This window comes from Kribbella antiqua (assembly GCF_004345665.1).
Lineage (GTDB): Bacteria > Actinomycetota > Actinomycetes > Propionibacteriales > Kribbellaceae > Kribbella > Kribbella antiqua.
The window spans coordinates 337,437-364,362 of the sequence record NZ_SLWR01000001.1; the positions used below are offsets into that span (position 1 = coordinate 337,437).

Annotated in this window: 23 protein-coding genes and 1 pseudogene; 14 read left to right on the forward strand and 10 right to left on the reverse strand. The window is 67.0% G+C overall.

What is annotated here, in order from left to right:
- The first annotated feature begins 22 nt into the window (after window positions 1–22).
- From EV646_RS01740 to EV646_RS01780, 9 genes are all read left to right on the forward strand, one after another.
- Window positions 23–757 carry a TetR/AcrR family transcriptional regulator gene (locus tag EV646_RS01740; RefSeq protein ID WP_132143186.1) on the forward strand — a complete coding sequence of 245 codons (735 nt, stop codon included), beginning with the start codon at window positions 23–25 and terminating at the stop codon, window positions 755–757.
- Window positions 754–2,031 (forward strand): acetyl-CoA C-acetyltransferase, encoded by a 1,278-nt coding sequence (locus tag EV646_RS01745; RefSeq protein WP_132143188.1) that lies wholly within the window; start codon window positions 754–756, stop codon window positions 2,029–2,031. Before EV646_RS01740 ends, EV646_RS01745 begins: the two co-directional genes overlap by 4 nt.
- A 13-nt stretch (window positions 2,032–2,044) precedes the next feature.
- On the forward strand, window positions 2,045–3,397 hold the full coding sequence (locus EV646_RS01750; protein WP_132143190.1) for a 3-oxoacyl-ACP reductase: 1,353 nt from the start codon (window positions 2,045–2,047) through the stop codon (window positions 3,395–3,397).
- A gap of 1 nt (window position 3,398) precedes the next feature.
- Window positions 3,399–4,256 carry a MaoC family dehydratase gene (locus EV646_RS01755; RefSeq protein WP_132143192.1) on the forward strand — a complete coding sequence of 286 codons (858 nt, stop codon included), beginning with the start codon at window positions 3,399–3,401 and terminating at the stop codon, window positions 4,254–4,256.
- 227 nt (window positions 4,257–4,483) lie between these two features.
- The gene (locus tag EV646_RS01760) at window positions 4,484–5,782 is read left to right on the forward strand and encodes an ABC transporter substrate-binding protein (RefSeq protein WP_158290886.1); all 1,299 of its coding nucleotides are present in this window, start codon (window positions 4,484–4,486) and stop codon (window positions 5,780–5,782) included.
- On the forward strand, window positions 5,779–6,717 hold the full coding sequence (locus EV646_RS01765; protein WP_132143196.1) for a carbohydrate ABC transporter permease: 939 nt from the start codon (window positions 5,779–5,781) through the stop codon (window positions 6,715–6,717). Before EV646_RS01760 ends, EV646_RS01765 begins: the two co-directional genes overlap by 4 nt.
- Window positions 6,718–6,722: 5 nt before the next feature.
- Window positions 6,723–7,535 carry a carbohydrate ABC transporter permease gene (locus EV646_RS01770; protein WP_132143198.1) on the forward strand — a complete coding sequence of 271 codons (813 nt, stop codon included), beginning with the start codon at window positions 6,723–6,725 and terminating at the stop codon, window positions 7,533–7,535.
- A gap of 33 nt (window positions 7,536–7,568) precedes the next feature.
- Entirely contained in the window at window positions 7,569–8,600 is a 1,032-nt protein-coding gene (locus tag EV646_RS01775; RefSeq protein ID WP_132143200.1) for a LacI family DNA-binding transcriptional regulator, read from the forward strand.
- Window positions 8,593–11,187, forward strand: a complete 2,595-nt coding sequence (locus EV646_RS01780) for a family 78 glycoside hydrolase catalytic domain (protein WP_132143202.1) — start codon at window positions 8,593–8,595, stop codon at window positions 11,185–11,187. Before EV646_RS01775 ends, EV646_RS01780 begins: the two co-directional genes overlap by 8 nt.
- Here the strand turns inward: EV646_RS01780 and thrS are convergent.
- From thrS to EV646_RS01810, 6 genes are all read right to left on the reverse strand, one after another.
- Window positions 11,156–12,388 carry a threonine--tRNA ligase gene (thrS, locus tag EV646_RS01785; protein WP_132143204.1) on the reverse strand — a complete coding sequence of 411 codons (1,233 nt, stop codon included), beginning with the start codon at window positions 12,386–12,388 and terminating at the stop codon, window positions 11,156–11,158. The two genes, EV646_RS01780 and thrS, sit on opposite strands and share 32 nt — an antisense overlap.
- A gap of 156 nt (window positions 12,389–12,544) precedes the next feature.
- Complete coding sequence (locus tag EV646_RS01790; RefSeq protein WP_132143206.1) at window positions 12,545–13,309, reverse strand: amino acid ABC transporter ATP-binding protein; 765 nt, start codon at window positions 13,307–13,309, stop codon at window positions 12,545–12,547.
- Window positions 13,306–14,238, reverse strand: a complete 933-nt coding sequence (locus tag EV646_RS01795) for an amino acid ABC transporter permease (RefSeq protein ID WP_132143208.1) — start codon at window positions 14,236–14,238, stop codon at window positions 13,306–13,308. The genes EV646_RS01790 and EV646_RS01795 overlap by 4 nt, the downstream gene beginning before the upstream one ends.
- A 2-nt stretch (window positions 14,239–14,240) precedes the next feature.
- The gene (locus EV646_RS01800; RefSeq protein ID WP_199236748.1) at window positions 14,241–15,170 is read right to left on the reverse strand and encodes an ABC transporter substrate-binding protein; all 930 of its coding nucleotides are present in this window, start codon (window positions 15,168–15,170) and stop codon (window positions 14,241–14,243) included.
- Between the two features lie 10 nt (window positions 15,171–15,180).
- Window positions 15,181–16,002, reverse strand: coding sequence for a nitrilase-related carbon-nitrogen hydrolase (locus EV646_RS01805; RefSeq protein WP_199236749.1), 822 nt, complete (start codon window positions 16,000–16,002; stop codon window positions 15,181–15,183).
- The gene (locus EV646_RS01810; RefSeq protein ID WP_132143210.1) at window positions 15,999–16,946 is read right to left on the reverse strand and encodes a substrate-binding domain-containing protein; all 948 of its coding nucleotides are present in this window, start codon (window positions 16,944–16,946) and stop codon (window positions 15,999–16,001) included. Before EV646_RS01810 ends, EV646_RS01805 begins: the two co-directional genes overlap by 4 nt.
- 147 nt (window positions 16,947–17,093) lie before the next feature.
- Between EV646_RS01810 and EV646_RS01815 the strand changes: the two genes are divergently transcribed.
- Window positions 17,094–18,452 carry an aminotransferase-like domain-containing protein gene (locus EV646_RS01815; RefSeq protein ID WP_158290887.1) on the forward strand — a complete coding sequence of 453 codons (1,359 nt, stop codon included), beginning with the start codon at window positions 17,094–17,096 and terminating at the stop codon, window positions 18,450–18,452.
- Window positions 18,453–18,614: 162 nt separating this feature from the next.
- Window positions 18,615–19,832: an HNH endonuclease signature motif containing protein gene (locus EV646_RS01820; protein WP_132143213.1), complete on the forward strand. Its 1,218-nt coding sequence runs from the start codon at window positions 18,615–18,617 to the stop codon at window positions 19,830–19,832.
- 272 nt (window positions 19,833–20,104) lie between these two features.
- Here EV646_RS01820 and EV646_RS01825 read toward each other — a convergent pair whose 3' ends face one another.
- From EV646_RS01825 to EV646_RS01835, 3 genes are all read right to left on the reverse strand, one after another.
- A complete protein-coding gene (locus EV646_RS01825; RefSeq protein WP_132143215.1) occupies window positions 20,105–20,290 on the reverse strand; it encodes a hypothetical protein in 186 nt (61 codons plus the stop codon).
- 70 nt (window positions 20,291–20,360) lie between these two features.
- Window positions 20,361–20,780: a YybH family protein gene (locus tag EV646_RS01830; RefSeq protein WP_132143217.1), complete on the reverse strand. Its 420-nt coding sequence runs from the start codon at window positions 20,778–20,780 to the stop codon at window positions 20,361–20,363.
- A gap of 2 nt (window positions 20,781–20,782) precedes the next feature.
- Window positions 20,783–21,622: an acyl-CoA thioesterase gene (locus EV646_RS01835; RefSeq protein ID WP_132143219.1), complete on the reverse strand. Its 840-nt coding sequence runs from the start codon at window positions 21,620–21,622 to the stop codon at window positions 20,783–20,785.
- A gap of 204 nt (window positions 21,623–21,826) precedes the next feature.
- Between EV646_RS01835 and EV646_RS40815 the strand changes: the two are divergent.
- Window positions 21,827–22,231, forward strand: a pseudogene (locus EV646_RS40815) (DoxX family protein).
- A 539-nt stretch (window positions 22,232–22,770) separates the two neighbouring features.
- Here the strand turns inward: EV646_RS40815 and EV646_RS01845 are convergent.
- A complete protein-coding gene (locus tag EV646_RS01845; RefSeq protein WP_241995147.1) occupies window positions 22,771–23,688 on the reverse strand; it encodes a proteasome assembly chaperone family protein in 918 nt (305 codons plus the stop codon).
- Window positions 23,689–23,976: 288 nt separating this feature from the next.
- On the opposite strand from EV646_RS01845, the gene EV646_RS01850 reads away from it, so the two are divergent.
- Both EV646_RS01850 and EV646_RS01855 read left to right on the forward strand, forming a co-directional pair.
- Window positions 23,977–24,987 carry a hydroxyacid dehydrogenase gene (locus tag EV646_RS01850; protein ID WP_241995149.1) on the forward strand — a complete coding sequence of 337 codons (1,011 nt, stop codon included), beginning with the start codon at window positions 23,977–23,979 and terminating at the stop codon, window positions 24,985–24,987.
- Window positions 24,984–26,891, forward strand: a complete 1,908-nt coding sequence (locus EV646_RS01855; RefSeq protein ID WP_132143223.1) for a DUF2264 domain-containing protein — start codon at window positions 24,984–24,986, stop codon at window positions 26,889–26,891. Before EV646_RS01850 ends, EV646_RS01855 begins: the two co-directional genes overlap by 4 nt.
- Window positions 26,892–26,926 lie beyond the last annotated feature (35 nt).

Below are 26,926 nucleotides of genomic sequence, written 5' to 3' on the forward strand. Positions count from 1 at the left end.
CCACTGTGGCTAAGATCGATCCATGAGCTCCGCGCTACTCGCGATCGGACGCCGCCGGACCACGGCGGAGCGCCGCCGCGACCGGGAGCGGGACATCATCCGCGCCACTCGCGAGCTGTTCGACGAGCGGGGCACGATCGACGCCCAGATCGACGATATCGCCAAACGGGTCGGGATCAACAAGGCCCTGATCTACCGGCACTTCGCCGGCAAGGAAGAACTGTTCGCCCTCACCCTGGTCGACTACCTGGGCGAGCTGGACGAACGCCTGGCCACAGCAGACAGCCCAAGGAAAGCGCCGCTCAACCGGCTGAGAGCGCTCACCGAGGTCTTCGTCGACTTCTGCCTGGAGTACCCCGCCTTCGCCGACTGCGCCATGAGCCTGCTCCGACGTACGGGCGAAGAGCTGTTCGGCGAGATCACCGAGCCGGTGATGGTCAAGCTCGGTACGGCGATGGCGACAGCGCTGGAGCGGATCGCGAAAGTACTCGCGGCCGGGCAGAGCTCCGGGGTGTTCGACGACGTCGACACCGACTACCTGGCCAACCACCTCTACACCCAGACTCTCGGTTCGTTGCACATGGCAAGAGTCGGCCTGATCGTGTCGGGCCGCCAGCCGGAGCATCCGGTCGTGCATCATGCCGATATCGCCACCGTCCGGGCGACCGCGATCACCGCCACGCTCGCAACCGCAGTAGGCCGCAAGGCACTCCCGAAGAACAACACCCGCTCCAGCAGAGCAGGAGAGAAATCGTGACCGAGACCCGCAAGGTGGCCGTTGTCGCCGGCAACAGGATTCCGTTCGCCCGGCAGGACAAGACCTACCGGCACGCCTCCAACTCCGACATGCTCACTGCCGCGCTGAACGGCCTGGTCGACCGGACCGGTCTCGGCGGCCAAGAGCTCGGCGAAGTGGTGGCCGGCGCGGTGCTCAAGCACGCGCGCGACTGGAACATGGTGCGCGAGGTGGTCCTCGGCTCCAAGCTCGCGCCGACGACGCCGGCGTACGACGTCCAGCAGGCGTGCGGCACCGGTCTAGAGGCGGCCATTCTGGTCGGCAACAAGATCGCGCTCGGGCAGATCGACGCCGGCATCGCGGGTGGGGTCGACACGGCGTCCGACGCGCCGATCGCGGTCAACGACCGGCTCCGCAACATCCTGCTCGACCTCAACCGGGCCAAGACCTTCCAGGATCGCCTGAAGGTCCTCGCCCGGGTCCGCCCCAAGGACGTCGTACCGGAGATCCCGCGGAACGCGGAGCCGCGGACGCGGAAGTCGATGGGCGACCACGCGGCGCTGACCGCGTTGGAGTGGGGCATTACCCGGGAGGCGCAGGACGAGCTCGCGTACCGCTCTCACATCAACCTCGCGAAGGCGTACGACCGGGGCTTCCAGGACGACCTGCTCACGCCGTACCTCGGCCTCGAGAAGGACCAGAACCTCCGGCCGGACACCACGCTGGAGAAGCTGGCCAAGCTCAAGACCGTCTACGGCAAGGGCGAGACGGCGACGATGACGGCCGGCAACTCGACCCCGCTGACCGACGGCGCGTCGGCAGTCCTGCTGTCGACCGATGAGTGGGCCGCAGAACACGGGCTGAGGCCGCTCGCCTACCTGACCCACTCGCAGACGGCGGCGGTCGACTACGTGAAGGGCGCCGAAGGCCTGCTGATGGCCCCGGCGTACGCCGTACCGAAGATGCTGAAGAGGGCCAATCTGACCCTGCAGGACTTCGACTACTACGAGATCCACGAGGCGTTCGCGTCGCAGGTGCTGGCCACGCTGAAGGCGTGGGAGGATCCGATCTTCTGTAAGGAGCGGCTAGGCCTGGACGCGCCGCTGGGCGAGATCGACCGCGACAAGCTGAACGTGAACGGCAGCTCGCTGGCCGCGGGGCACCCGTTCGCGGCGACCGGCGGCCGGATCCTCGCCGCGCTGGCCAAGCAACTGGACGAGAACGGCGGCGGACGGGGCCTGATCTCGATCTGCGCCGCCGGCGGCCAGGGTGTCGTCGCCATCCTCGAGAAGTGAAGTAGGAGTTGAGATGACGGATCGCTACCAGACCTTCACCCGGACGCCGCTCGGCCAGACCCTGGTGAAGAACCTCGGTCTGCCCGACCCGACGCCCCTGCCGCGCTGGACCGAGGGCTCACCGGTGATCGACGGGCCGGTCGTCTTCGGCGCGATCGGCGAGACCGACGCGGGCAAGGCGATCCAGGCGTTGCTGCGTGACATCGGAGCGTCCTTCAGTACGGCGACCGAAGGCGTGGCCTCCAGCGAGATCCGGCCGAAGGCGCTCGTCTTCGACGCCACCGGCGCGACCTCGACGGCCGACCTGACCAGCCTGCAGCGGTTCTTCTCCCCCGTCATCCGTCAGCTGGCGCCGGCCGGCCGGGTGATCGTCGTCGGCCGTACGCCGGAGCTGGCGCAATCGGCTGAGCAGCAGATCGCGCAGCGTGCCCTTGAGGGCTTCACGCGAAGCCTCGGCAAGGAGGTGAAGCGCGGCGCGACGGTCAATCTCGTGTACGTCGCTCCGGACGCGCACGAGCAGCTGGATTCGACACTCCGCTTCTTCCTGTCGACCAAGTCGGCGTACGTCGACGCACAGGTCGTCCGGATCGGCACCGGGCCGCTGGTGAGCAACGACCCCGATCAGCCGCTGGCCGGCAAGACGGCGCTGGTGACCGGCGCGGCCCGAGGCATCGGCGCGGCGATCGCCGACACGCTGGCCCGCGACGGTGCGACCGTGATCGGCGTCGACGTACCGCAGAACGCGGACGCGCTGCGCACGGTGATCTCGAAGATCGGCGGCACCGAGCTGCTGCTGGACGTGACCGCGGTCGACGCGCCGCAGCGGATCGCAGCGCACGCCGTCGAACACCACGGTGGTCTCGACATCGTCGTCCACAACGCGGGCATCACCCGGGACAAGCGGCTGGCGAACATGCGCACCGACGCGTGGGACGCCGTACTCGATGTGAATCTGCGGGCGCCGGAGCGGATCACCAACCACCTGCTCGACTCCAACGCATTGAGAGACGGCGGGTCGATCATCGGAGTCGCGTCGATCGCCGGCATCGCGGGCAACAACGGGCAGACGAACTACGCGACCTCGAAGGCTGGCGTGATCGGCCTGGTCCAAGCGCTGGCGCCCAAGCCGATGCTGACCGAGCGGCAGATCCGGATCAACGCGGTCGCGCCCGGTTTCATCGAGACCGAGATGACGGCGAAGATCCCGTTCACGATCCGCGAGGTCGGCCGCAGGATCAACTCGCTGCAACAGGGCGGCCTGCCGATCGACGTGGCCGAGACGATCGCCTGGTTCGCCGATCCGGCCTCGGCCGGCGTGACCGGCAACGTGGTCCGCGTCTGCGGCCAGAGCCTGCTGGGTGCCTGACATGCCGAATCGAAAGTACGACCACACACCGGGATTCGGCCAGCTCTACGCCCGGACCGTACGGGCGACGCTGCGACGCGCGGACTACGAGCCCGACGCCGACGGGCTGACGCTGGAGCTCCCCCGCACCGCGATCGATCAGGACCATTTGACGGCGTACCGGGAGGTCACCGGCTTCAACGCTGGCCCGGCTTTGCCGGTGACCTACCCGCACGTGCTCGCGTTCCCGCTGCACCTGGACCTGATGTCCGACCCGTCGTTCCCGTACAAACCGATGGGCATCGTGCACCTGTCCAACGTGATCACCCAACTGCAGCCGATCCCGATCCACGCCGAGCCCGCGATCAAGGTGCACAGTACGGCGGAACGCCCGCATCCGAAGGGCACCGTCTTCGACGTGATCAGCGAGGTCAGCGTCGACGGCGAGGTGGTCTGGACCGACCTGACGACCCTTCTCAGCCGCTCGTCCGGGACGCCGACGGCGACCGTCGACCTGCTGCCGGATCCGTCTGTGGAACCAACCGCTTGGTGGGATCTGCGCGGCAACCTCGGCCGCCGCTATGCCGCCGCGTCCGGCGACCGTAACCCGATCCACCTGTTCAAGCTGACCGCGCAGGCATTCGGGTTCCCGCGCCAGATCGCGCACGGCATGTGGGCCAAGGCTGCCTCGCTCGCCTCGATCCAGCGCGGGACCAAGCTGCCCGACGCCTACACGGTCCGCGTCGACTTCCGCAAACCACTCCTCCTCCCCTCCCGCGTCCAGTTCGGCTCGAAGTCGTCCGGCAGGAAGACCGACTTCGCCCTGTACGACGAGAAACACGAGCTCACCCACCTGATCGGACAGCTCGAGCACATCTGAGCACACCCCCGGCCGCACGACCGCACGACCGGATCCGGCCATCCTGCGCCGTTGACAGCCACTGTTACCGGTAACAAGATGTTACCGGTAACAGCGCCCTTTCCCTGACGCGCTGTTCGTGCAGGTGATTCCGTGCGGTCCGCCTCGGCCGCGGCCGGATTCTGCCTCCATGCCGTTTCCAGGCCGTTCGGTGAGGAAGGAAAACAATGCCCATTCCAGGCGTAGCCATGACACGCCGTCGACTGCTCGGGCTGGCCGCCGCGTCGGCCGGCGCCGCATTCTCCGGGCCGGTCCTGACGGGCTGCAGCAAGGATTCATCCAGCGGCGGTGGCTCCACCTCGCTGACCTTCATGAATCAGTCCCGAGGTCAGGTCAAGGCACTCGAAAAACTGGTCGAGACCTATCAGAAGCAGACCGGCGTGAAGGTGGTCATCGACAGCCCGGGACCGTCGAACTTTCCGGCCAAGCTGCAGGCGAAGTCGCAGTCTGGCGATATGCCGGACATCTACTCGACGCTGACGCTGTCGGAGATGATTCCGTACTACAAGGCCGGCTGGGCGCTCAACCTCGAGCCGCAGCTGACCGGTGCCTGGAAACCGAACTTCTCGCCGACCGCGCTGAAGCTGACCACGGTGAAAGACGGCACGGTCGACGGCCTCGGGGCTGGGATCTATTCGGCGCACTGGGAGATCCAGACCAGCGGTCTTCTCATCAACACCAAGTCGTTCGAGTCGGCGGGCGTTGATCCGAAGGCTCCACCGGCGGCAACGGACGCCTGGATCGAGCAACTGAAGGCGATCTCGCAGAAGAGCGGCAACGGCGCGTTCCTGATGGCGTCGTCGTTGTCCCCGCAGTTCCTGCTCACCCACGCCTCGAACTGGCTGACCGATCAGGAGATCAACGCGACCCTCGCCGGGACAGCGAGCTGGAAGTCCGACGGCTGGCGCAAGGGCCTGCAGTTGCTCGCCGAGCTGACCGCCGCCGGAGTGATCGTGAACAAGGCGCTGCCGGGCGGCAACGGCGACAACCCGACCGTGGAGAAGTTCTTCTTCAACGTGCAGGACACCGCGACCATCTTCGACGGCTCGGTCGCGATCGGGGTCGCCCGGGCGACGGCGCCGGACTTCACCGAGTACACCTCCCAAGGCCTTCCCAAGGCGACCAACGGGACGCAGAAGGCCCGTGTCTCCGGCGGCGTCGGCAAGGGCGCCTGCATCAACCCGAAGGGGAAGAACGTCGATGCCGCGCTGAAGTTCGTCCAGTGGCTGACCGAGCCGGAGCAGGCGAAGGTCTTCGTCGACATGGTCGGGCTGATCCCTGCGAATCCTCAGGTGAAGGAGTCGGACGTCCCGGCTCAGGTGGCCGGGTTCGCGTCGCTGGTCGACACGCTCCAGATAGTTCCGACGCCGTTCGGCGCGGACGCGCGTACTGCGTTGATCAGCGGGGTTCAGGGTCTGGTGCTGAAGGAGAAGAACGTCGACCAGGTGCTCGAGGAGATGGACACAGCGCAGAAGAGGGCCAAGTGACCGCACGCTCGCTGGAAGGAGTCGTGCTCCCCCGGGCGCGAGCGACGGCTCGGCGAGGCAGCCCGCTGGCGCGCCGCCGGGCGCTGATGGCCTACGTGTTCCTCTTCCCGGCCGTGATTCTGCTGGCGGTCTTCACGCTGGTGCCGTTCGTTCAGGCCATCGTGTTGAGCTTCCAGGACTGGGACGGTGTCAGCGCCGGTACGTCGTACGTCGGCTTGGCCAACTACAAATTCGTGCTCCACGACACCGTCTTCTGGTCGTCGATGCGGAACGTGCTGATCTTCGGCGCGGCCGGCTTCCTCATCGGCAACGCGCTGTCGCTGGGGATGGCGATGGCAGTGAACCGGGTCCATCACGGCAAGGCCTTCTTCCGTACGGCGTTCTACCTGCCAGGCGTCTTCTCTGTCGTGGTCATCGGCATGATGTTCTCCTGGCTGCTCGCCCCCAACGCCGGAATCCTGAACCGCATGCTCGGCTCCGTCGGATTGTCCGGCCTCCAGCACAACTGGCTCGAAGACCCTGCCACCGCATTGCCAGCCGTGGCGGCCGTCTTTCTCTGGTATCACTGGGGATTCGGCTTCATCCTGTACCTCGCCGGCCTGCAGGACATGCCGGTCGAGCTCTACGAGGCAGCCAGTCTGGACGGCGCCCGCGGCTGGGCGACGTTCCGGTACGTCACGTGGCCTGAGCTGCTCCCGGTGACCGCGATCGTGTCGCTGTTGACGCTGCTCGGAGCGTTGCAGGTGTTCGGCACCGTGCAGGTGCTCACCAACGGAGGGCCGGCGGACCACACCATGGTGCCGACGCTGCGCATCTACGAGGAAGCGTTCACGAACCGGCGCTTCGGTTCCGCGGCCGCGATGTCGGTGATCTTCGGCGGTGCCCTGGTCCTGCTCGCCGTACTCCATCTGTGGTTCTCCCGGCGGAAGAGGTGACCAGGATGACGAAGAGGGTTGGACTCTACGGGTTGCTGTCGGTGGCTGCGGTCGGGGCCCTGTTCCCGATCGTGTGGCTCCTGATCGGATCGCTGCAGACGAGCGACGAGCTCTACCGCGGCAAGCACCTGTTGCCCGCGAAGCCGCAATGGTCGAACTACCTCACGGCGTGGACTGACGGCGATCTCGGTACCTATCTGCCGAACAGTGTGATCTACACGGTGTCCGCCGTCGCCGGCATCCTGGTGGTGTCGAGCATGGCCGGCTATGCCCTGGCCCGGATCGATTTCCGGGGCAAGGCCGCGGTCACCTTCGGGCTGCTAGCGGTGATGATCATCCCGGCGCCGGCGTCGTTCATCGCGCAGTACAAGCTGATGATCAGCCTCGGGATGACCAACAGCCGGCTCGGCTATGTGCTGATTCTGATTTCCGCCGGCATACCGATCTCGTCGTTGATCATGCGCGGGTTCTTCGCGAATCTGCCGAAGGACCTGGAGGAAGCGGCGGCACTCGACGGCAGTTCGTCGCTGAACACGTTCGCCCGGGTGATCCTTCCGCTGGCTCGTCCCGGTCTGATTGCTGTCGCGGTCATTCAAGGGCTGTCGGTGTGGAATGAATATCTGCTGGCGCTGGTCCTGTTCGACGACGACACGCTGATGCCGATCCAGCGCGGTTTGACGAACTTCGTCTCCGCGGAAACCCCGGTGCAGAACATTCTGCTGGCCGCGACCGCGATCTCTGTTCTGCCGGTCGTGGTGTTCTATGTCTTCGCCCAGCGGCAAGTCGTGCAAGGAATCAGCAGCGGAGCGCTCAAGTAGGCTGCCTCGCGAGCAGCAAAGGGAGGGAAAGCGTTGAGCGACGAGACGCCCCAAGTGGGCCGCCGGGCCACTCTGACGGATGTTGCCCGCGCAGCCGGGGTCTCCCGCCAGACCGCGTCACGGGTCGCCCGCGGCGGCGAGAACGTGAACGCACGGACGGCGGCCCGGGTCCGGCGCGCGATCAAGGCGCTCGGCTACCGGCCGGACCCGATCGCGCGCGCTCTGTCCACCGGGCGGGGACGGATCGTCGGATTGCTGACTCATCAGCTCACGCACCAGCGGACCGGCCTGGGCGCGGTCTCGATCATGATCGGCGTCGAACAGGCCGCGACCGAGCTCGGCCTCGGCGTCAGCATCGCGACCTTCGCCAGCTTCGATCGCGGCACGGTCCAGGACGCGGTGGACCGGCTCGCCCGGGCCGGATGCGACGGCGTGATCTTCATGGCGCCGTGGGTCTCGGCCGCGAAGACGCTGCGAGCCGTCGAGGCGACGCTGCCGATGGTCGCGACCAGTGAAGTGCCGGAGTACGACGGACTTGCCGTCCACGCGGACGCGGCCAAGGCAGCCGGAGATGTGGTGGATCACCTGGTGTCACTCGGGCACACCACGGTCCACCACGTCGGCGGACCGCCCGACTGGACGTCCAGCCGGCTTCGCCTGCTCGGCTGGGAGAACGCGTTGCGTCGTACTGGCGCCGAGGTGCCTGAACCGTTGATCGGCGACTGGACCGCTCGGTCTGGCTACGAGGCAGGGCTGCGACTGGCCGACGATCCTTCGGTCACCGCGATCTTCGCGGCCAACGACGAAATGGCCTTGGGGGTCATCTACGCCCTCATCGAGCGCGGCCGCCACGTTCCGGAGGATGTCAGTGTGGCCGGCTACGACGACGCTCCAGGGTCGGACTACCTGCGTCCACCGCTGACGACGATCAAGGTCGACGACGCCGAACACGGGCGGCAGGCGGTCGCGCAGCTGATTCTGCGGCTGAACGGCGAACCACCTTTGCCGTCCGCGGTCGTGCCGCACGAGCTGATCATCCGCGCGAGTACAGCTCCTCATGAGTGAAGGTCCGGAGGGCCTGCGGATCGACAGCGGCGGCGACCAATTCACGGTGTCGGGTCCGTCGCCTCGGCTGTCGTGGCGTGCGTGGACGGGGCAGTCGGCGTACGAACTCGAGGCCACGGTCGATGGCATCCCTACCGATCGGGTACGGCGGACATCCGCGGAACATCTGTTCATCCCGTGGCCGTGGGCGCCGCTGGACAGCTGTCAGCGGGTGACCTGGCGAGTCCGTGTGAGTGGCGAGCACGGATTCTCAGAGTGGTCTGCGGCGAGCAGCTTTGAGGTTGGGCTACTGCACGAAGACTGGACAGCCCGGTGGATCTCTCCGGTCGAGGCGGTCGACGAGGGTTATGGCAACCGGCCGGCCTACTCGCTGTCGACTCGGTTCGAACTGTCCGCGGACCTGCGTGATGCTCGGCTCTATGCCACCGCTTTGGGCGTCTATGAAGCGTTCGTCAACGGCGCGCGGGCCGGGACTGCCGAGTTGACGCCGGGATCGACGTCGTACGATCACACGCTCTACGCGCAGGCGATGGACGTCACGGACTCTGTACGCCGAGGCCGCAACGAGCTTGAGATCTTGCTGTCGGACGGCTGGTATCGCGGCAAGACCGGAGGCTTTCGCCTGCCGTCCGGATGGGGAACGGTGACGGCTGCCCAGGCTGAGCTTCATCTTTGGTTCCACGACGGTTCGCGGCAGGTCGTCCGCAGCGACGGCAGATGGACGAGTTCGCGATCGAAGATCACCCGCGCGGATCTGATGGACGGCCAATCGGTCGACTTCACCTTGAGTCCTGAGCCGCCACAGCAAGTGCTGGTCGACCAGGTGGTTGCCCCTGGCATCGACTGGTCCCCCGCGCCGCCGGTCCGGCGGATCGAATCCAGACCGCCGGTAGCGCTCGAGCAGGTCGAGCCGGGGGTCTGGGTGGCGGACTTCGGCCAGAACACTTCCGGCTGGATCTCGATCGGCGACCTCGGCCCGGCCGGCACCCGCACGATCATCGACTACGGCGAGGCCGTCACGCCCGACGGGGACCTGACGACCGCCCATCTGGATTCCGTCCTGCCGGGCGGACCGCCAGTCCTCTTCGTGCAGCGCGACGAGGTCGTCTCCGCGGGCGACGGTGAGGTCTTCGAGCCACGACACACCGTCCACGGTTTCCAGTACGCGCGACTCCGTCGTGACGGTGGTGGCCCGATCGACCCGGCCAGTCTGACTATGCACGTCGTACACACGGATCTCGAGCGGACCGGAACGTTTGCCTGCAGCAACGCTGATCTCAACCACTTGCACGACGTGGCGGTCTGGAGCTTCCGCGGCAACGCGGTGGATGTGCCCACCGACTGCCCCACGCGCGAACGCCTCGGCTGGACCGGGGACTATCAGGTCTTCGTGCCCACCGCGGCGCGGTTGTACGACGTCTATGGGTTCAGCCGAAAGTGGCTGCAGTCGGTGCGTGACGACCAACTGCCCGACGGACGGATCGCCAACTTCTCTCCGGACGGCCGGCGGACCAAGCTCCACCTCGAGGATCGCCTGGCCAAGACGACCGGATCGTCGGGCTGGGGAGACGCGATCGTCGCCGTACCGATGGAGCTCTACCGGACGTACGGCGACCGGCGGGTGCTCGCCGAGAACTGGGACGCGATGGTTCGCTGGGTGGATTGGGCCCTCGACGCTGCCCGGACCCACCGGCACCCGTCCCGGATCGAGCGCTCAGCCGAGCCGTTGCCGCACGAACAGTTCATCTGGGACGGCACGTATCACTGGGGCGAGTGGGCAGAGCCCATGCCGCCCGACCCCACGGCAGACAAGGGCGAAGTCGGAACCGCCTACCTCTATCGATCGACCGCCACCCTCGCGCAGATCGCCAAGATCCTGGGTCGACCCACGCGGTATGGCGAGATCGCCGAGCAGGTCCTTCATGCCTGGCGCACGGAGTTCCTCGACGGTGACGGGCGGACCACAGGAGACACTCAGGCAGGCTACGTACGCGCGTTGTCCTTCGGACTCGTCCCGGATCAGCTACGGCAAGGCGCCGTACGGCGTCTGGTCGAGCTGATCCGTGCCGCAGGCAACCATCTCGGGACCGGGTTCTTGTCAACTGGGGAGCTTCTTCCGGTGCTCGCTGACCTGGGGTTCACCGATGTCGCGTATGACCTTCTCTTCCAGCGCACGCCTCCGTCCTGGCTCGGGATGCTGGATCGCGGGGCGACGACGATCTGGGAGGACTGGGAGGGTGTCGACGACGACGGGAATCCGCATGATTCCCTCAACCACTACAGCAAGGGTGCGGTCGTCCACTTTCTGCATACGCACGTCCTCGGCCTGCGGCAGGCCGAAGGTTCGGTCGGATGGGAGTCGTTCGTCGTTGCCCCTCTGCATCATCCGGACATCGCGTGGGCAAGGGGAACACACGAAAGTCCGCACGGCCGCATCGAGGTCTCGTGGCGGATCGAAGGCGGTACGTTCGACATCACTGTCGACGTACCGCCTGGCTCGACCGCTGAAGTCGTCTGCCCGGACGGCAAGACGATGATGCTCGTTCCAGGGCGATTCACCGCGACCGGAGAGCTTCAGGCACACTGAGGTCCGCGATTCGGTCGAGCACCTCCCCAATCGGCTCGGCCTCGTGCTGTCGGCCGTTCCGCTCTCTGATCGACAGGGCGCGGTCGGCGACCTCGCGGGCACCGATCACCGCCTGGTACGGCGCCAGTCGGTTCTCGCGGATGCGAGCACCGAGGCTGCCTTCGTCGGCATGGGCGACCTCGACCCGCAGCCCGCGGTCGATGGCCCGCCGGGCAACCTCCCCGGCAGCCTTCTCCTCGTCGTCGGATATCGGCAGCACGACGAGTTGCGCCGGCGCGAGCCAGGCCGGGAAGGCACCGCCGTGTACCTCGATCAGTTGGGCGACGGCACGTTCGATGCTGCCGACGATCGCACGGTGCACCATCACCGGGCGATGCTTGTTGCCGTCGGCACCGACGTACTCGAGACCGAACCGCTCGGGCTGGTGGAAGTCGATCTGGACGGTCGACAGGCTGAACTCGCGGCCGGCCGAATCCTCATGCTGGATATCGATCTTCGGCCCGTAGAACGCCGCCTCGCCAGGTGCTTCCTCGTAGTCGACACCGGCGTCCTTCAAGACTTCCCGTAGCAATTCGGCGGCCTGCGCCCAGCTCGCCGCATCACCGACGTACTTGCTCGACGGATCGCCGAATGCAGCATCCTCCGACGGGAGCGCGAGTACGTAGCGGGACGCGCTGATGCCCATGTCGTCGTACGCCCGGTTGATGAGGCCCAGTGCTTGAGCGGCTTCCGACGCGACCTGGTCGAGGCGGCAGAAGATGTGCGCGTCGTTCAGCTGCATCGCACGAACCCGGCTGAGGCCGCCGATCGCTCCGGACAGCTCTGCGCGGTATTGGCCGCCGAGCTCGGAGATGCGCAGCGGTAGCTCGCGATAGCTGTGGGAGCGGGAGCGGTACATCAGCGCGTGGTGCGGGCATATGCTGGGACGCAGCAGGAGTTGCTCGCCGCCCATGTCCATCGGCGGGTACATGTCGTCGCTGTACTTCGCCCAGTGGCCGGAGATCTCGTACAGCTCGCGCTTGGCGAGGACAGGTGAGTACACCTGCTGATAGCCGGCTCTTCGCTCCACCTCAGCGATGTAGCTCTCCAAGGCGCGCCGAACCGCGGCACCAGCCGGCAGCCAGTAGGGCAGGCCGGCACCGATCAGTGGGTCGGAATCAAACAGACCGAGTTCACGGCCAAGCTTGCGGTGGTCGTACATGGTTTCCTCCATGGCGTGTGGGGCGAGCCACGGAGCGCACGAAAAAGCCCCGGGGCACTCGCCCCGGGGCTTGGTCAGACAGTCAGCTGTCAGCGCGCCGGGACGTACTCCGGCGTCGTCGTCACTACAGCGCGCTTCAACATGTCAACCACGGTATCAGAGAAAACGGGAAAGGAAGGCACGAGTTCTTTCGTGCTGGGGATTGTCGATCACCTGCTCCGGCGTGCCCTGCTCGATCACGAGACCGCCGTCCATGAACACCACCCGATCGGCGGCTTCCCGGGCGAAGCTGATCTCGTGGGTGACGACGACCATCGTGAGGCCCGCGGTCGCGAGCTTCTTCATCGTCACCAGCACCTCGCCGACCAGCTCCGGGTCGAGCGCCGAGGTCGGCTCGTCGAACAGCATCAGCTTCGGCCGCATCGCCAGCGCCCGCGCGATCGCCACGCGCTGCTGCTGACCACCGGACAGCTGCCGCGGATACGCCTTCTCCCGCCCGGCGAGCCCAACCTCGGCGAGCAGCTCGACCGCTCGCGCGGTCGCCTCCCGGCGCCCCTCCCCCAGTACGGCGATCGGCGCCTCGATGATGTTCTCCAGCGCCGTCATGTGCGGGAACAGGTTGAACTGCTGGAACACCATGCCGATGTCCCGACGCCGCCGGGCGATCTCGTTCGGCCGCAATTCGTGCAGCCGGCCGCCGCGTACGTCGTACCCGACATCGCGGCCGTCGACCGTGATCCGGCCCGCGTCGAGCGACTCGAGCAGGTTGACGCAGCGCAGGAAGGTCGACTTCCCGGAGCCGGACGGCCCAAGTACCACGACCGTCTCGCCGGAGTTGACGTCGAGGTCGATCCCTGACAGCACCTCGGTGTGGCCGAAGCTCTTGCGGACGCCGCGGGCCTGGAGAACGGCTGTACTCATGAGGCGCTCCCCTGTTGAGCTTTGGGTCGGATTCGCAGGAAGTCCCAGAAACTGGGTGCCTGGTGGCGGGCGCCTCGGCTGTAGTGCCGCTCGATGAACGACTGGACGACGTACAGGACCGAGGTGACCGCGAGGTACCAGAGGCAGACGACGATCAGCATCGGGATCGTCTCGAACGTGCGGTTGTAGATCGACTGCGCTGTGTAGAGCAGATCGGACAGCGCGATCACGCTGACCAGTGCGGTCGCCTTCACCATGCTGATCACCTGGTTGCCGGTCGGCGGGACGATGAACCGCATCGCCTGCGGCAGGATGATTCGCTTCATGATCCTGGCGTTCGTCATGCCCAGCGCCTGGCCGGCCTCACGCTGACCGGGATCCACCGACAGCAGGCCGCCGCGGACGATCTCGGCCATGTAGGCGCCTTCATTGAGGCCGAGCCCGAGGATTGCCGCGAGCAACGGAGTGATCAGGGTGTTCGTGTCGAAGCTGGCGAAGACCGGGCCGAACGGGATGCCAAGGTTCAGCTTCGGCAGCAGCGCGGACAGGTTGTAGAAGAAGATCAGCTGCACCAGCGTCGGCGTACCACGGAAGAACCAGATGTAGACACCGGCCGCACCGCGCAGCAGCGGATTGGCCGAGATCCGGCAGACCGCGAGCAGCACGCCGAGGACGACACCGATCACCATGGCCACGACGGTCAGCATCAGAGTCACGCCGAGACCGCGGACGATCGACTCAGCCCGCAGCCAGCTCGCGACGACGTCCCAGCCGAAGTTCTCGTTGGTGATCAGCATCTTCACCAGTTGCGCGGCGAACACGAGTACGATGAACGCGGACAACCAGCGCCAAGGGTGTTTCCTCTTCGCCGCGTCCCGGACATCGAGGTCCGGGGTGGTTCTCGGAGCGTCCTGCACGGTGGTCGCCATGGTCAGCTCTTCCCGAGGTTCAGGCCGGGTTTGGCCAGCTTGTTCTTCTCCAGACCCCACTTGGTCATGATCGCGTCATAGGTGCCGTTGGCATGCAGTTTCTCGATCGCGGCGAGCAGCACGTCGGCCAGCGGCGACCCGATCGGCACCAGTGCGCCCTGGAACAGGTCCTCGAAACCGTTGCCCTTGCCAACACCCGCCAGCTCCAGCTTGCCACCCGACTGCGCGACGAAGTAGGTCAGCGGCGCCTGCGAGGAGAAGAACGCGTCGGCCCGGTCGGACTGTACGGCGAGGATCGACGACGGCTGGTCCTTGTACGACTGGACCTGCACCGCCGGCTTCCCGGCCGCGACACACTTGGCCGACTGCCCCTTGATCACCTTCTCCGCCGACCCGGCCGCCTGGACCGCGATCCGCTTGCCGCACGCGGTGTCGAGCCCGTCGATCCCCTTCGGATTCCCCTTGTGTACGGCGAAGACGACGTACTCCTGGACATAGTCGATGAACGTCGCCTGCTTCTGCCGTTCGACGAAGTCACCGGTCGGGCCCATGTCGAGGTCGTACCGCTTGGCCTGCATGCCGGACAGAACGCTGGCCAGGCCGTCGACGGTGGTGTGCTCGATCTGGACGCCGAGCAGCTGGCTGACCGCCTGGGACAGATCGGCGGTGGCGCCCTCGACCGGCGCGCCCTTGTCGGTGCCGACGATCACGTACGGCGGGAACGATCCGTTGTTGACGGCAATGATCTTGCCGGCTGACTTGATCTTCTCTGGCAGCTGGTCGTGCAGCGCCTTGTCGACCTGCTGCTGCGGAATCGCGGCGGCCGGCGCCTTCGCGTTGGCGGACGACGAGGTGTCAACCGGGTCAGCGGTGCAGGCGGTGACGAGGAGGGCCATCGAGGCCAGTACGGCGGTTGTGCGGGGGATGGACACGTCTTGGCTCCTAGGCTGTGGGTGCTTCGACCGGTCGAGGCGTTGGGCTGACGGTGAATCGGCGGTTCTGCAGGACCGGCAGGCGGCGGCGCGCGTCGGTCAGACGCTGCTTGGAGACGACGGCCGAGATGGTGGCCGGTTCCTCTCCCGCCTGGGCGACCGGAACGCCGAGCGGGTCGACGATTACACTCTGCCCGATGTTCCGCTGGCCGCACTCACCGCTGGCGACGACGTACACGGTGTTCTCCAGCGCTCGGGCGGTCACCATGGTCTGCCAGTGGTGTTCCTTCAGCGGGCCTTTGACCCAGGCCGCTGGCAGCACGAGTACGTCGGCACCGTTTAGCGTGAGGAGTCGGGCGAGCTCGGGGAAGCGGACGTCGTAGCAGGTCATCAGGCCGATCTTGAAGCCGTTGACCTCGATCAGCTCGGGTACGACCTCGGCCGCGGTGACGTTGTCGGACTCGAGTTGGCTGAAGGCGTCGTACAGGTGGAGTTTGCGGTAGAGGCCTTTGATCTCTCCGTTGCTGAGGACAACGAGGGTGTTGTACGGCTTCTCGGTGTCCGACTTCTCGTGGATGCCGACGACAACGCTCCCTTCGAGGCCTTCGGTGGCTTTGAGAATGCCGGTGACGAAGGGGCCGTCGAGGGGCTGGGCGTGTTCGCGGATACGCTCGCGTTCCTCGATGAAGCGGGCCAGGACGCCTTCCGGGAAGACAAGGGGATCGATGCCGTCGGCATCGGCCTGCTTGATCTGCGCGGTGATCGTCTGGAGGTTCTCATGCCAATCGATGCTCGCGGCAAATTGGCTGGCCGAGACCTTGATCGTACTCATGCAGTCTGCTCCAACGGGTCGAACTGGAACGGGAAGAGTTCGTCGGCGGGGACCGGTTTGTCCAGTAGCTCCTGCGCTATGAGTTGCTGCTGGAACGCGGCGACCATGCGCCGGTCGGCCGAGACGCCGTACGGCATCCAATCGGGTCCGAAGACCTGGGAGGTGATGCCGACTTCCTCGTTGTGCCAGGGGGTGATGTCCATCAGCTTGTTGCGGCGCTGGAAGCTGAGCCGTTTGGCCTGCTCGAACAGGTCGATCAGCTGCTGCGCGATCTCCGACTTGGCGACTTCTTTGCGTAGGGCAAGGAGATGGATGCCCGGGACGAAGCCGTGTCGGCGGAAGTACTCGCGCTCTTCGGCGCGGGTGTCCTTGTACAGCGTGCGGAACGGCGAACCCTCGGCGTGGAAACCGGGCGGCATGAACGGCGTCATGACGGCGTCCAGCTCTTTGTCCTCGAGCAGATCCGTCAGTCGTGCACCGCCCGTCGTATGCCTCACGTTGTTGCCGACGGCAACGCCTCCGATGCGGTCGATGACCGGATGCGCTGCGGTGAGCGGGCCGACCTGCCAGTCGGCGTCGTGGATGCCGACGCCTGCCTCGCCGAGGATCGCACGGGTCCACGTGTTGCCGCTGTCAGGCCAGCCGGTCAGGCCGATCCGGGCGCCCTTCAGATCTGCCGCGGTCTCGGCAGTCGAGTCCTTGCGCACGATGATGCAGCGATGCCTGAATCCACGCATCAGGAACACCGGCAGCGCGACCACGCGATCGTCACCGGTCGCCCTGGCCCGGACGTATCGGCTGAACGACGTCTCGCCACCGTCGTACGCCGGTTCCGACCAGAGGTCGGGCGTCGCGTCCAGACGGGTGACGGTCGGGCCGTTGATATCGCCGATGGCCAGTGGGATGACGTGATCCCAGTGGCGAACGCCGAGATGGAGCTTCACGCGGTGGTTCCTTCTGCTGCCGGGACTCGATAGTCCAGGGCGGTCGCGACGGCACTGTCGCGAGCGGGAATACCGGGTAGCCTATGTTCAGAGTTGATGCTCGAACAATGATCTTGAATGTTACTGATCAAAAACTCTGGAGGCTGGGTGTCTGACGACGCTCCCCCACAGGACGGTCCGGCGGTGTCGTCTGCCTGGCTGGCCGAACAGATCACCGAACCCAGCGCGACCGGCATCGCGGCGGCGATCGCCCGGCTGGTCCGGCATGGCGATTTGGCCCCGCAGACGCGTCTCCCGACCGTACGGGCGCTCGCACCGCGGCTCGATGTGAGCCCGGCGACCGTGTCCGCCGCCTGGGCGACATTGCGGAAGCAGCGGGTGGTCGCGGGTGGTGGGCGGCAGGGCACGTGGGTGCTCGGCGGGCTCGCGGTTCCTCGGCCGGCGCGGTACGAGAACATTTCCCGGCTCTGGCCTGACCAGACCCTCAACCTCTCGCGGGCTGTGCCAGATCCCTTGCTGCTGCCGGACATGGAACCGGCCTTCGCGCATGCTTTGCGGGACCCGGACATTCATTCGTACGACGTTGTGTCGATCAGCGAGCCGTTGCGGGAGGCGGCTCGGCGGACCTGGCCGTTCGAGACCGATCACTGGATGTGCGTGAGTGGCGGTTACGAGGGATTGCTGTTGCTCATGCGGACCACCGTCGTACCCGGTGAGCATGTGGCAATCGAGGACCCGGCGACGCCGCGGATGCTGGACATCCTCGACAACGTCGGCGCGCGGGCTGTGCCGGTCGCTACCGATGCTTATGGTCCTGTGCCTTCGTCGCTGCGGGATGCGTTGCGGCACGACCCGGTGGCGTTCCTTTACGAGCCGCGTTCGAGCTCACGGCTTGGTGCTTCGGTGACAGTCGAGCGGCGTGACGAGCTTGCGGCGTTGCTGGCCGGCACTGACACGTTGGTGGTCGAGGACGACGGGCTGGGTGAGCTGAGCGCATTCGAGTACCACGGTGTGGCTGAGGTTTTGCCGGCTCAGAGCGTGCTGGTGCGCACGTACTCGAACTCCCACTCCCCTGACCTGCGGATCGCTCTGCTGGCCGGTGCGCCTGAGCCCATCGAGCGCATCCGGGTCTATCGGCAGTTCGGCTCGGGCTGGACCAGTCGGTTCTTGCAGAACGCGCTCGCTTGGCTTCTCTTGGACGATGGTGCCCAGGCGGCTGTCGCTCACGCTCGTACGACGTACCGCGAAAGGCGGGAGCACTTGGTGGGCTTGCTGGCCTCGCGTGGTGTGCAGTCGACTGGTGTGGATGGGCTGGCGATCTGGGTGCCGGTGCGCAGCGAACATGAAGCGCTGCTCGTTCTTGCCTCGCATGGGATCGCTGTCGCCGGGGCAAGCGCCAGTTGGACCAAGCCGGGTCCGCCTGCGATCCGGATAGCTACTGGGTTGCCGATTCCTGACGCTGAACGAGTGGCGGATGCGGTCGCTCTCGCCGTCCAGGCCAGATAACGTTGCCTACAGCACCAATCTCGCTACCAGACTTTCCGGGCCGATCGACGACGATCGCCGGATTGTGGATAAGTTGGCAGGAAGCGGCCAATCTCGGACTCCCTTATAGATAAGGGCTTTTCGACTCGAAAACTGTCGGTCGGTGTGTCTATCGTCTTCTGCATGGAACTGCTGGGTGAGCGACCGGTCTGGTCGATGAGCGGCGCCGAGATGCTGACCGCTCTCGACGCGCTGCAGGCTGAACTCACCCGCATCCAGGTCCGCCGGCTCGAACTGCTCGCCGGGCTCGACGCGAACGGACATGCCAAGGACATCGGCGCCCGCGACACCGTCCACCTGCTGTCGATGCGCCACCGCCTCGACCCTGTCGACGCATGTCGGGACCTTCGCCTCGCAACCGCACTGCACAAATACCCGACCGTGAAGTCCGCCCTCGGGCCCTCGCCGTCCAGTCATGCAGCCCGTGGCCTGGTGCTCAACCAGGCTCAGGCCGAGGCGATCGTGTCCGCACTGGAGAAGGTGCCGGCGATGGTTCCGGTCGAGGACCTGCAGGTCGCCGAGGAAGAAATGGTGAAGGCGGCCGCGCAGCTGGCGCCTGGCGACCTCCGAAAGCTCGGCACCGAAGTCCGCAAACGCCTCGACACCGACGGACCCCAACCCGACGACGACGACGCGGCCTTGTCCCGCGAGACGCTCTGGCTGAAAAAGGCCGACCAGGGTGTGACATTCGGGGGCTACCTCGCCGGTGAGAATGCCGAGCTCCTCGAGACGCTCATCTTCGCCGGAGCGAAGCCGCACAAGACCCCCGACGGTTCACCCGATCCCCGCACCCGCGGCAACCGCCAGGCCGACGCCCTCACCGCCATCCTCACAACCGCGGCCGCCACCGGAACCGCAGTCCCAGGACACGGCGGCATCAAACCGCACATCACCGTCACCATCGACCTCGAAGACCTCAAACGCGCCACCGGCCGGGGCGACCTCGTCCACGGCGATTCCCTCTCCGCAGCCGCCGTACGACGCCTGGCCTGCGACTGCGGCGTCATCCCCATCGTCCTCGGCTCGAACTCCGAACCCCTCGACGTCGGCACCGAACAACGCTTCGTCACCCCCGCGATGCGCCAAGCCCTCAACACCCGCGACAAAGGCTGCCTCATCTGCTCCGCACCCCCGGCCATGACCGAGGCCCACCACATCATCCACTGGTCCAACGGAGGCCCCACCTCCCTGGACAACCTCGTCCTACTCTGCAAACGCGACCACATCGCCACCCACCAAGGCCACTGGAAAATCCACCTCCACAACGGCCGCCCAGTGGCAACCCGCCCCACCTGGGCCGACCCAGACCCACCACCCCCACAACTCCTCCAAACCGGCTAGCCCGCCAGCCGTCGCCGCCGGCCCACCCGCCCCGGGCCGGCCGCACACCCCTGCCCACCCACTCTTTCGCCCCGCACCCACTTCCCCTTGCTCCGATCAACGAACCCCAACCCCGCCCAAACCTCCGTACCTCCCCGCCCCCGGTCGCGGGCAGGGCGTCACCTCCCCACTTCCGCTCTTCGAACACGGCGCCACGCCCCCGCTGCCGGGTCGGCGAACACAGCACCACCATCCCCGCCTCCGGATCGGCGAGCACGGCGCCCGTCCATCGCTTACGGCGGCGAACACAGCACCATCACCCCCGCCTCCAGTTCGGCGAACACAGCACCACCACCCCCGCCTCCGGATCGGCGAGCACGGCGCCCGTCCATCGCTTCCGGCGGCGAACACAGCACCATCACCCCCGCCTCCAGTTCGGCGAACACAGCACCACGTCCATCGCTTCGGTCGGTGGACACGGCACCACCTCCGGCGCCGGTTACTGCCCGCTTGCGTAGTTGGGCGGTCGGGGAGCCTTTGGGCGGGGTGTTAGGGGGTGAGGTCTGGGGGGACTGTGCCGGTTTCGAGGTTTACCGGGAGGGAGACGTGTTCGTGGGTGATCTGCCAGGAATCGGATGAGCGTCGGAAAGTCGACGTCGAGCGGACCCAGCGGTCTACGGTGGGGCCGTTCTTGAGCGCGCCGCCGGCTCGGATGAGCATCGAGGTGATCGCGAGGTCGCCGCTCGTCTCGACGGTCAGGTGGTGGATGTCCTGGCCGATCGGGCCGTCGAACCACTCCTGGAACCGGCCCCGGAGCGCCGCGGATCCGACGTACTGCAGCGGCGGCACGATGTCGAAGTAGATGACGTCGGGAGCGTAGAAGGACAACAGCAACTCGAGGTCCTTGACCCGGATCGCCTCGGAGCGCCTGTCCAGCACCTCGCTGATCTCGGACTGGCGCGACGCCATGCCTACTCCTCCAGGTCCAGGCCCACGGGGCGAATGAGGCCTTCTTGGGCAACTGATGCGACAAGGCGGCCGTCTTCACTGAAGAGCCGGCCGGTGGCGAAGCCGCGGGCGCCGGAGGCCGACGGGGACGCCTGGTCGTAGAGGAGCCACTCGTCCGCGCGGAAGTCACGGTGGAACCAGAGAGCGTGGTCGAGCGAAGCCGGCTGAATCCGGCGGTCGCCGATCACAATGCCGTGCGGGAGCAAGCTTGCCCCGAGCAACGTGAGGTCGCTGGCATACGCGAGTACGCAAGCATGCAAGGCGCGATCGTCGGGAAGCTTGCCGGCGGCCCGTATCCAAAACTGACGGCCAGTGACACCGGCCAGGCGTACGTCGAGGGCCGACCACTCCTTGTCCCAATCCGCTGCCCGCCGACCCGATCGAGCTTCGAGGACCGAGGCGAGCGTCGGCGCATCGTCCGGCGGGACCAGATCAGACGGCATCGGATCCTGATGGTCCAGGCCGGGCTCGGGACGCTGGAAGGACGCGGACATGTAGAAGATCGGCCGGCCGTTCTGGGACGCGACCACGCGGCGGCTGCTGAACGAGCCACCGTCCCTAGTCGGCTCAGGGCGATACACGATCGGAACGGCGGTGTCGCCCGCGCGGAGGAAGTAGCCGTGCAGCGAGTGCACGACCCGCTCAGGATCGACGGTCCGGCTCGCGGCCACCAGCGCCTGGCCGAGCACCTGTCCGCCGAACACGCGTTGCATCGCGGTCTGCGGCTGCCGGCCGCGGAACAGGTCGACGTCGATCATCTCCAGGTCGAGCAGCTCGACCAGATCCTCCAGCGACTCGGGCATGCCTCATCCTGACAGGTCGATCCGGTACGACGATGCGCGGCGGGCGACGGCGGGCGTCGTACTGACTGTGGTTCCGGTCACGCGGCAGCTTTCGGTGAGCTTTCGGTGGCCGTGGGTACGATACGGTTGAACACTCAATCACCAAGCGATCGTTTGAGGAGAATCTCTGTGAGCCTGACCCGCACTGCCGCCGCCCGCGATCTCGTGCTGTTGATCTCGAGGATCGGGCTGGGGGTCGTCTTCATTGCGCACGGGTGGCAGAAGTTCCACACCAACGGGCTGGACAAGACCGCCGCCGCCTTCGAGCAGATGGGCGTGCCGGCGCCGACGCTGTCTGCCTACTAACCGACTGGAATCGAGCTACTCGGCGGGGTTGCTCTGATTCTCGGGGTGCTGACGCCTGTGGTCGGCGTACTGCTGGCGCTGGACATGGCGGGGGCGCTGGCGTTCGTGCACCTGTCGAACGGGGTGTTCGCCGCCGACGGCGGGTGGGAGCTGGTCGGCGTACTCGGTCTGCTGTCACTGACCCTGGCGGCCGTCGGCGCTGGCCGGGTCAGCCTGGACAACATCTTCACCCGCTCCACCAGCCGAACCACAGTCGCCGCCTGACGTCTACGGACACGAACTGGGGACCTGAGACAGGCCGCAACCTGTCCCAGGTCCCCATGTGCTGTCCGCACCCCACACTAGGCCCAGCCCAAGCCGTGTCCCGCCGGGTCCAGCCCACGCGGGATCCGGCGGTCCAGCCCCAATCGCTCCGCCGGCCGGACCGACAGCCGCCGCCTGACAGTACTGCGCACAAGAACTGGGACCTGGGACAATTCACCCAGGTCCCAGATGCTGTGGGGATCCGGTGGACCCGGGCCATGTAGCTGTCCCCACGCCCGCCGAAGCCGGGTCTCACCCTCGCCGGTTCGGCCCTCGCCGGTTCGGCTGCAAGGGCTCTACCGGCCGAGCCAAATTCGCCTGACACCGCGCGGGGAGTTCTCGTGTGGGGAGCGCTGCGCGCCTGAAACGACACGTGGCTTTCCCCGAACCGGTTTAGGGGTCGAAGCTAAATCGGTTCGGGGAGCGCGGCGAAGCGCGGAGCGGCCGGTGGGACTCCCCGGTCTCGTCTTAGAGCCGCGGCGGCCTCACCGGCTGCTGGGTCAGTTGTCGTCTTCGCGGTTGAGGTCTGCGAGGAACTGTTCGACTTCGGCGCCCAGTTCTTCTGCGGAAGGGGTTGAGCCGGCGAGGAGGCTGCCGCGGCTGACGGAGCCGGCGGCGGCGTCGTACTGGGTTTCGAGGGCGTTGACGACCGCGCTCGCGTCCTCGGATGCCTCGACCTGCTCGTCGACCAGCCGGCCGGTGACGGCGGCCTCGTCGAGCAGGGCCTTGCTAGGGAGGAGCAGGCCGGTCGCCGCTGAGATCGCGTGGACCAGCGCCAGCGCCGCGCCCGGGAAGCGGTTCTCGGCGAGGTAGTGTGGGACGTGGACGGCGAAGCCCATGGCGTCCTTGCCGGCCTCGCCCAGGCGCACCTGCAGCATCGTCCCGGCGCTCGATGGCAGCCGCATCTCGCCGTCCCAGATGTTCGACCGCGTGACCAGTTCAGGCCGGGTCGCGTGGGCGGTGAGGCCGAGCGGGCGGGTGTGCGGGACGCCCATCGGGATGCCGTGTACGCCGATCGTCAGCGTCACGTTGTAGCGCTCGATCAGCTGCCGTACGGCGGCCGCGAACCGGTTCCAGTGGTTGTCCGGCTCGACGCCTTCGAGCAGCAGGAACTCCACGCCGGCGTCGTCCTTCAGCAGGTGCAGGTTCAGCTGCGGCGGGGTGTAGTCGATGAACCGGTCTTCGGCGAAGGTCACCTCGGGCCGGCGCGCGCGGTAGTCGTGCAGGAGGTCGACGTCGAACCTCGCGAGCAGCCGGCTGTCCAGTACCTCGAGCAGGTGGTCGGCCGTGGTCCGGCCCGCCTGGCCCGCGTCCATGAACCCGTCGAGGGAATGCACCAGCACCTTCGGCGTCGCCGCCGGGCCGGTCGCCACCGACTCGTCGACGATCTCGTAGAGGTCGTCCGGTCGCAGCATCATCGTCTCCTTCACAAGCGCCAACAGGGCGGGGGTGGCCCCTCTATCCCAGCACAACGTCCGCGCTTCGGGCACAAATTCCGGGCACCGGGATCTTTCAGGATTTTCCTAGCCTCCATCCTTGGCCCCTGGCAGGTGCGAGCAGGTGCGCGGCGGAGGGCGAGGCTCGGAGCGGGGTTCTCCCCTCCAACACGGCGATGTGCCGCGCAGCGTGGGCAGGAGCCGAGGATGGAGGTTCAAGATTCGGTATGCGACGAGACAGGGTTGGAAAGCGCTTGCTAAGTTGCTGGGGTGAGCACTGAGATGACGTTGACCGTGATGGTGGCGATGGCCGAGGACAGCAGGCGCCGAGTGCTGGTGCCTGAGGTGCAGGCCCGGCTCGAGGCGGTCGCGCACGTACTCGCGGTCGGTCCCGGGACGAGCTTCCTCGACGACGCAGAGGTCCGCGCCGCGTTGCCGGAGGTCGACGTACTGCTCACTGGGTGGGGTTGCCCGCGGATCACGCCCGAGGTGCTCGATGCCGCGCCGAAGCTGCAAGCGATCCTGCATGCGGCCGGAACGGTGAAGTCGATCGTCGACCCGTCCGCGTTCGACCGCGGCATCCGGGTGTCGTCGGCGGCCGAGGCCAACGCGCTCCCGGTCGCCGAGTTCACCGTCGCGGCGATTGTGCTTGCCGGCAAGCGGGCGTTCCGGCTGGCCGCGCAGTACCGGCTCGAGCGGCGGAAGGCGGATCCGCATGTGATGCCGGGCAGCTACGGTACGACGGTCGGCCTGCTGGGCGCGTCGCGGATCGGCCGGATGGTCGCCGAGCGCCTCAAAGGATTCGATCTGCGCGTCCTGATCAGCGACCCATATCTGACCGAGGCCGACGCGGCCGAGCTCGGCGCCGAACTGGTCGACCTCGACGCGCTGTTCAGCCGCAGCGACATCCTCAGCGTGCACGCGCCGCTGCTGCCGGAAACGACCGGGCTCGTCGACGCCCGGCTGCTGAGCCTGCTCAAGGACGGCTCGGTCCTGATCAACACCGCCCGCGGCAAGATCATCGACGCCGAGGCGCTGGAGCGTGAGTGCGTGGCCGGCCGCATCGACGCCGTACTGGATGTCACCGACCCAGAGCCGTTGCCGCCGGACTCGCCCCTCCTCGACCTGCCGAACGTCTTCGTCACCCCCCACGTTGCCGGTGCCGTCGGCAACGAAATCGCCCGCCTCGGCGAACTCGCTGTCGGCGAGTTAGAACGCCTCGCCACCGGCCAACCCCTCCAGCACGCCATCCACCCGGCCGAACTCGGGAGACTTGCATGACCCGCCTCGTCCTGCCTGACACCGATCGTGTTCTCTCCCGTCAGACCGGCTGGTCGCGTGCGCACTGGGAGGCGCTGGCGGACCACCTGCTGGACTCGCTCGTACCGTACTTCTCCCCCGGTGCGTCGCTAATCGCACTGCCCGGTCGGCCTAGTCGGTCCGGTACGGCGTCGGATCAGTTGGAGGGTTTTGCACGGTCGTTCATGCTGGCGGCGTTTCGGATCGGTGGGGTGCAGGGGAAGGGGTGCGAGGAGCTGATCGAGCGGTACGCGCGTGGTGTAGCGAACGGGGCGAATCCGGACCACCCCGAAGCGTGGCTGCGGCTGACCCCTCGCTCTCAGCAGATGGTGGAGGCTGCGGCGATCGCGGTCGCTCTGCACGAGACCCGCGAGTGGATCTGGGACCGGCTCGACACCCGCGCGCAGGAGCATGTCGCTGAATGGCTGGGCGGCTTCAACGGGTCTACGACGCACGACAACAACTGGCGGCTGTTCCAGGTCGTGAGTGAGCAGTTCCTGGCGTCGGTCGGAGCGCCGTACTCGCAGGAGGACATCGAGGGCGGGCTGGACCGGATCGAGGACTGGTACGTCGGCGACGGGTGGTACTCCGACGGCGACGGCCAGAACTTCGACAACTACATCGGCTGGGCTATGCACCTCTACCCAGGGCTCTGGACGCGGATGGCCACAGCCACCCCGGGTACGGCGTACGAGGACCGGCTCAAGCTCTATCGGGAGCGGCTGCGGCTGTTCCTGGAGGACGCTGTTCACCTGGTCGGCAACGACGGCGCTCCTATCTACCAGGGCCGCTCGCTGACCTACCGGATGGCTGCGGCTACGCCGTACTGGATGGGGGCGTTGCTGGATGCCACTCCCCTGGCGCCCGGGCAGACGCGGCGGCTGTGCTCTGGCATCGCGCGGCACTTCGTACAGCACGGCGTACCGGATGAGCGTGGGCTGCTGACGCTGGGGTGGTACGACACGTTCCTGCCGACTACACAGCAGTACTCCGGTCCTGGCTCGCCGTACTGGGCTTCGAAGGGGTTCATCGGGCTGTTGATGCCGCCGGAGCACCCGGTGTGGACGGACCCGGAGGGCTCTGTCCCGTTGGACGATGCGGACCAGGTACGCGCGATGCCGGCGCCGGGGTGGATCGTGCATGCGAGCCGGCACGACCAGATCGTGCAGCTGGTGAACCACGGCACGGACCACGCGCCGGTCGCCGAGCCGGAGGGTGTGGAGCCGGACGGCGATGCACATTACAACCGGCTGGCGTACGCGAACCACGCTGGTCCGGAGCTGGCCGATCACGCGCCGCGGATCGACAACCTGATCGCACTGGTCGATGCCGACGGGCGGTCGAGTTCACGCGGGCGGATCCGGCGGATCGCAGTTGGGTCAAGGACCGCTTCGTCGTGGCACAAGGCATGGCTCGGGTCCGAGGGTCCTTGGCGGATCGAGACGGCGTCGGTCGTGCACAGCGGCTGGGAGATCCGGTGTGCGCTGGTGGAGGGGCCGCATGGCGCGCTCGTCCGCAGCGGTGGGTTCGCGGTCGCCGGGGAGTCTTTGCCTGAGGCAACTGCTGGTGCGCGTTGGGCGTCGGCGCGGAACGACGACGGGGTGCTGTCGGCGGTGGTCGGATTGCACGGGTACGACGAAGCCGGCGTGCACCGCGGTCTTGGGGCGAACCCGTTCGGTGTGCACTCTGCTACGCCGTACCTGACTGCTCCGCACGACGGTGATCCGCTGGTGCTGGTGAGCGCCGTACTGCTGACCAGGGACGCGTTGCGGCCCGAGGCGCTTGCCGAGGGCATCGATGTGTCGGTGGACGGGGCAACGGTCCGGATCGCCTTGCCGGGTGGCGATACGGAGGTCGTCGTACTGGGATCGAATCGAGCGGGTTAGGCGAGGCTCGCCAAGGGTGAGAAATCCGGTCGGGA

Excerpts from the sequence above, each read along its gene's own strand:
- EV646_RS01740 (WP_132143186.1), top strand. The coding sequence starts at position 23 with ATGAGCTCCGCGCTACTCGCGATCGGACGCCGCCGGACCACGGCGGAG.
- EV646_RS01750 (WP_132143190.1), top strand. The coding sequence starts at position 2,045 with ATGACGGATCGCTACCAGACCTTCACCCGGACGCCGCTCGGCCAGACC.
- EV646_RS01755 (WP_132143192.1), top strand. The coding sequence starts at position 3,399 with ATGCCGAATCGAAAGTACGACCACACACCGGGATTCGGCCAGCTCTAC.
- EV646_RS01760 (WP_158290886.1), top strand. The coding sequence starts at position 4,484 with ATGACACGCCGTCGACTGCTCGGGCTGGCCGCCGCGTCGGCCGGCGCC.
- EV646_RS01770 (WP_132143198.1), top strand. The coding sequence starts at position 6,723 with ATGACGAAGAGGGTTGGACTCTACGGGTTGCTGTCGGTGGCTGCGGTC.
- EV646_RS01780 (WP_132143202.1), top strand. The coding sequence starts at position 8,593 with ATGAGTGAAGGTCCGGAGGGCCTGCGGATCGACAGCGGCGGCGACCAA.
- thrS (WP_132143204.1), bottom strand. The coding sequence starts at position 12,388 with ATGTACGACCACCGCAAGCTTGGCCGTGAACTCGGTCTGTTTGATTCC.
- EV646_RS01790 (WP_132143206.1), bottom strand. The coding sequence starts at position 13,309 with ATGAGTACAGCCGTTCTCCAGGCCCGCGGCGTCCGCAAGAGCTTCGGC.
- EV646_RS01795 (WP_132143208.1), bottom strand. The coding sequence starts at position 14,238 with ATGGCGACCACCGTGCAGGACGCTCCGAGAACCACCCCGGACCTCGAT.
- EV646_RS01805 (WP_199236749.1), bottom strand. The coding sequence starts at position 16,002 with ATGAGTACGATCAAGGTCTCGGCCAGCCAATTTGCCGCGAGCATCGAT.
- EV646_RS01820 (WP_132143213.1), top strand. The coding sequence starts at position 18,615 with ATGGAACTGCTGGGTGAGCGACCGGTCTGGTCGATGAGCGGCGCCGAG.
- EV646_RS01830 (WP_132143217.1), bottom strand. The coding sequence starts at position 20,780 with ATGGCGTCGCGCCAGTCCGAGATCAGCGAGGTGCTGGACAGGCGCTCC.
- EV646_RS01835 (WP_132143219.1), bottom strand. The coding sequence starts at position 21,622 with ATGCCCGAGTCGCTGGAGGATCTGGTCGAGCTGCTCGACCTGGAGATG.
- EV646_RS01845 (WP_241995147.1), bottom strand. The coding sequence starts at position 23,688 with ATGATGCTGCGACCGGACGACCTCTACGAGATCGTCGACGAGTCGGTG.
- EV646_RS01855 (WP_132143223.1), top strand. The coding sequence starts at position 24,984 with ATGACCCGCCTCGTCCTGCCTGACACCGATCGTGTTCTCTCCCGTCAG.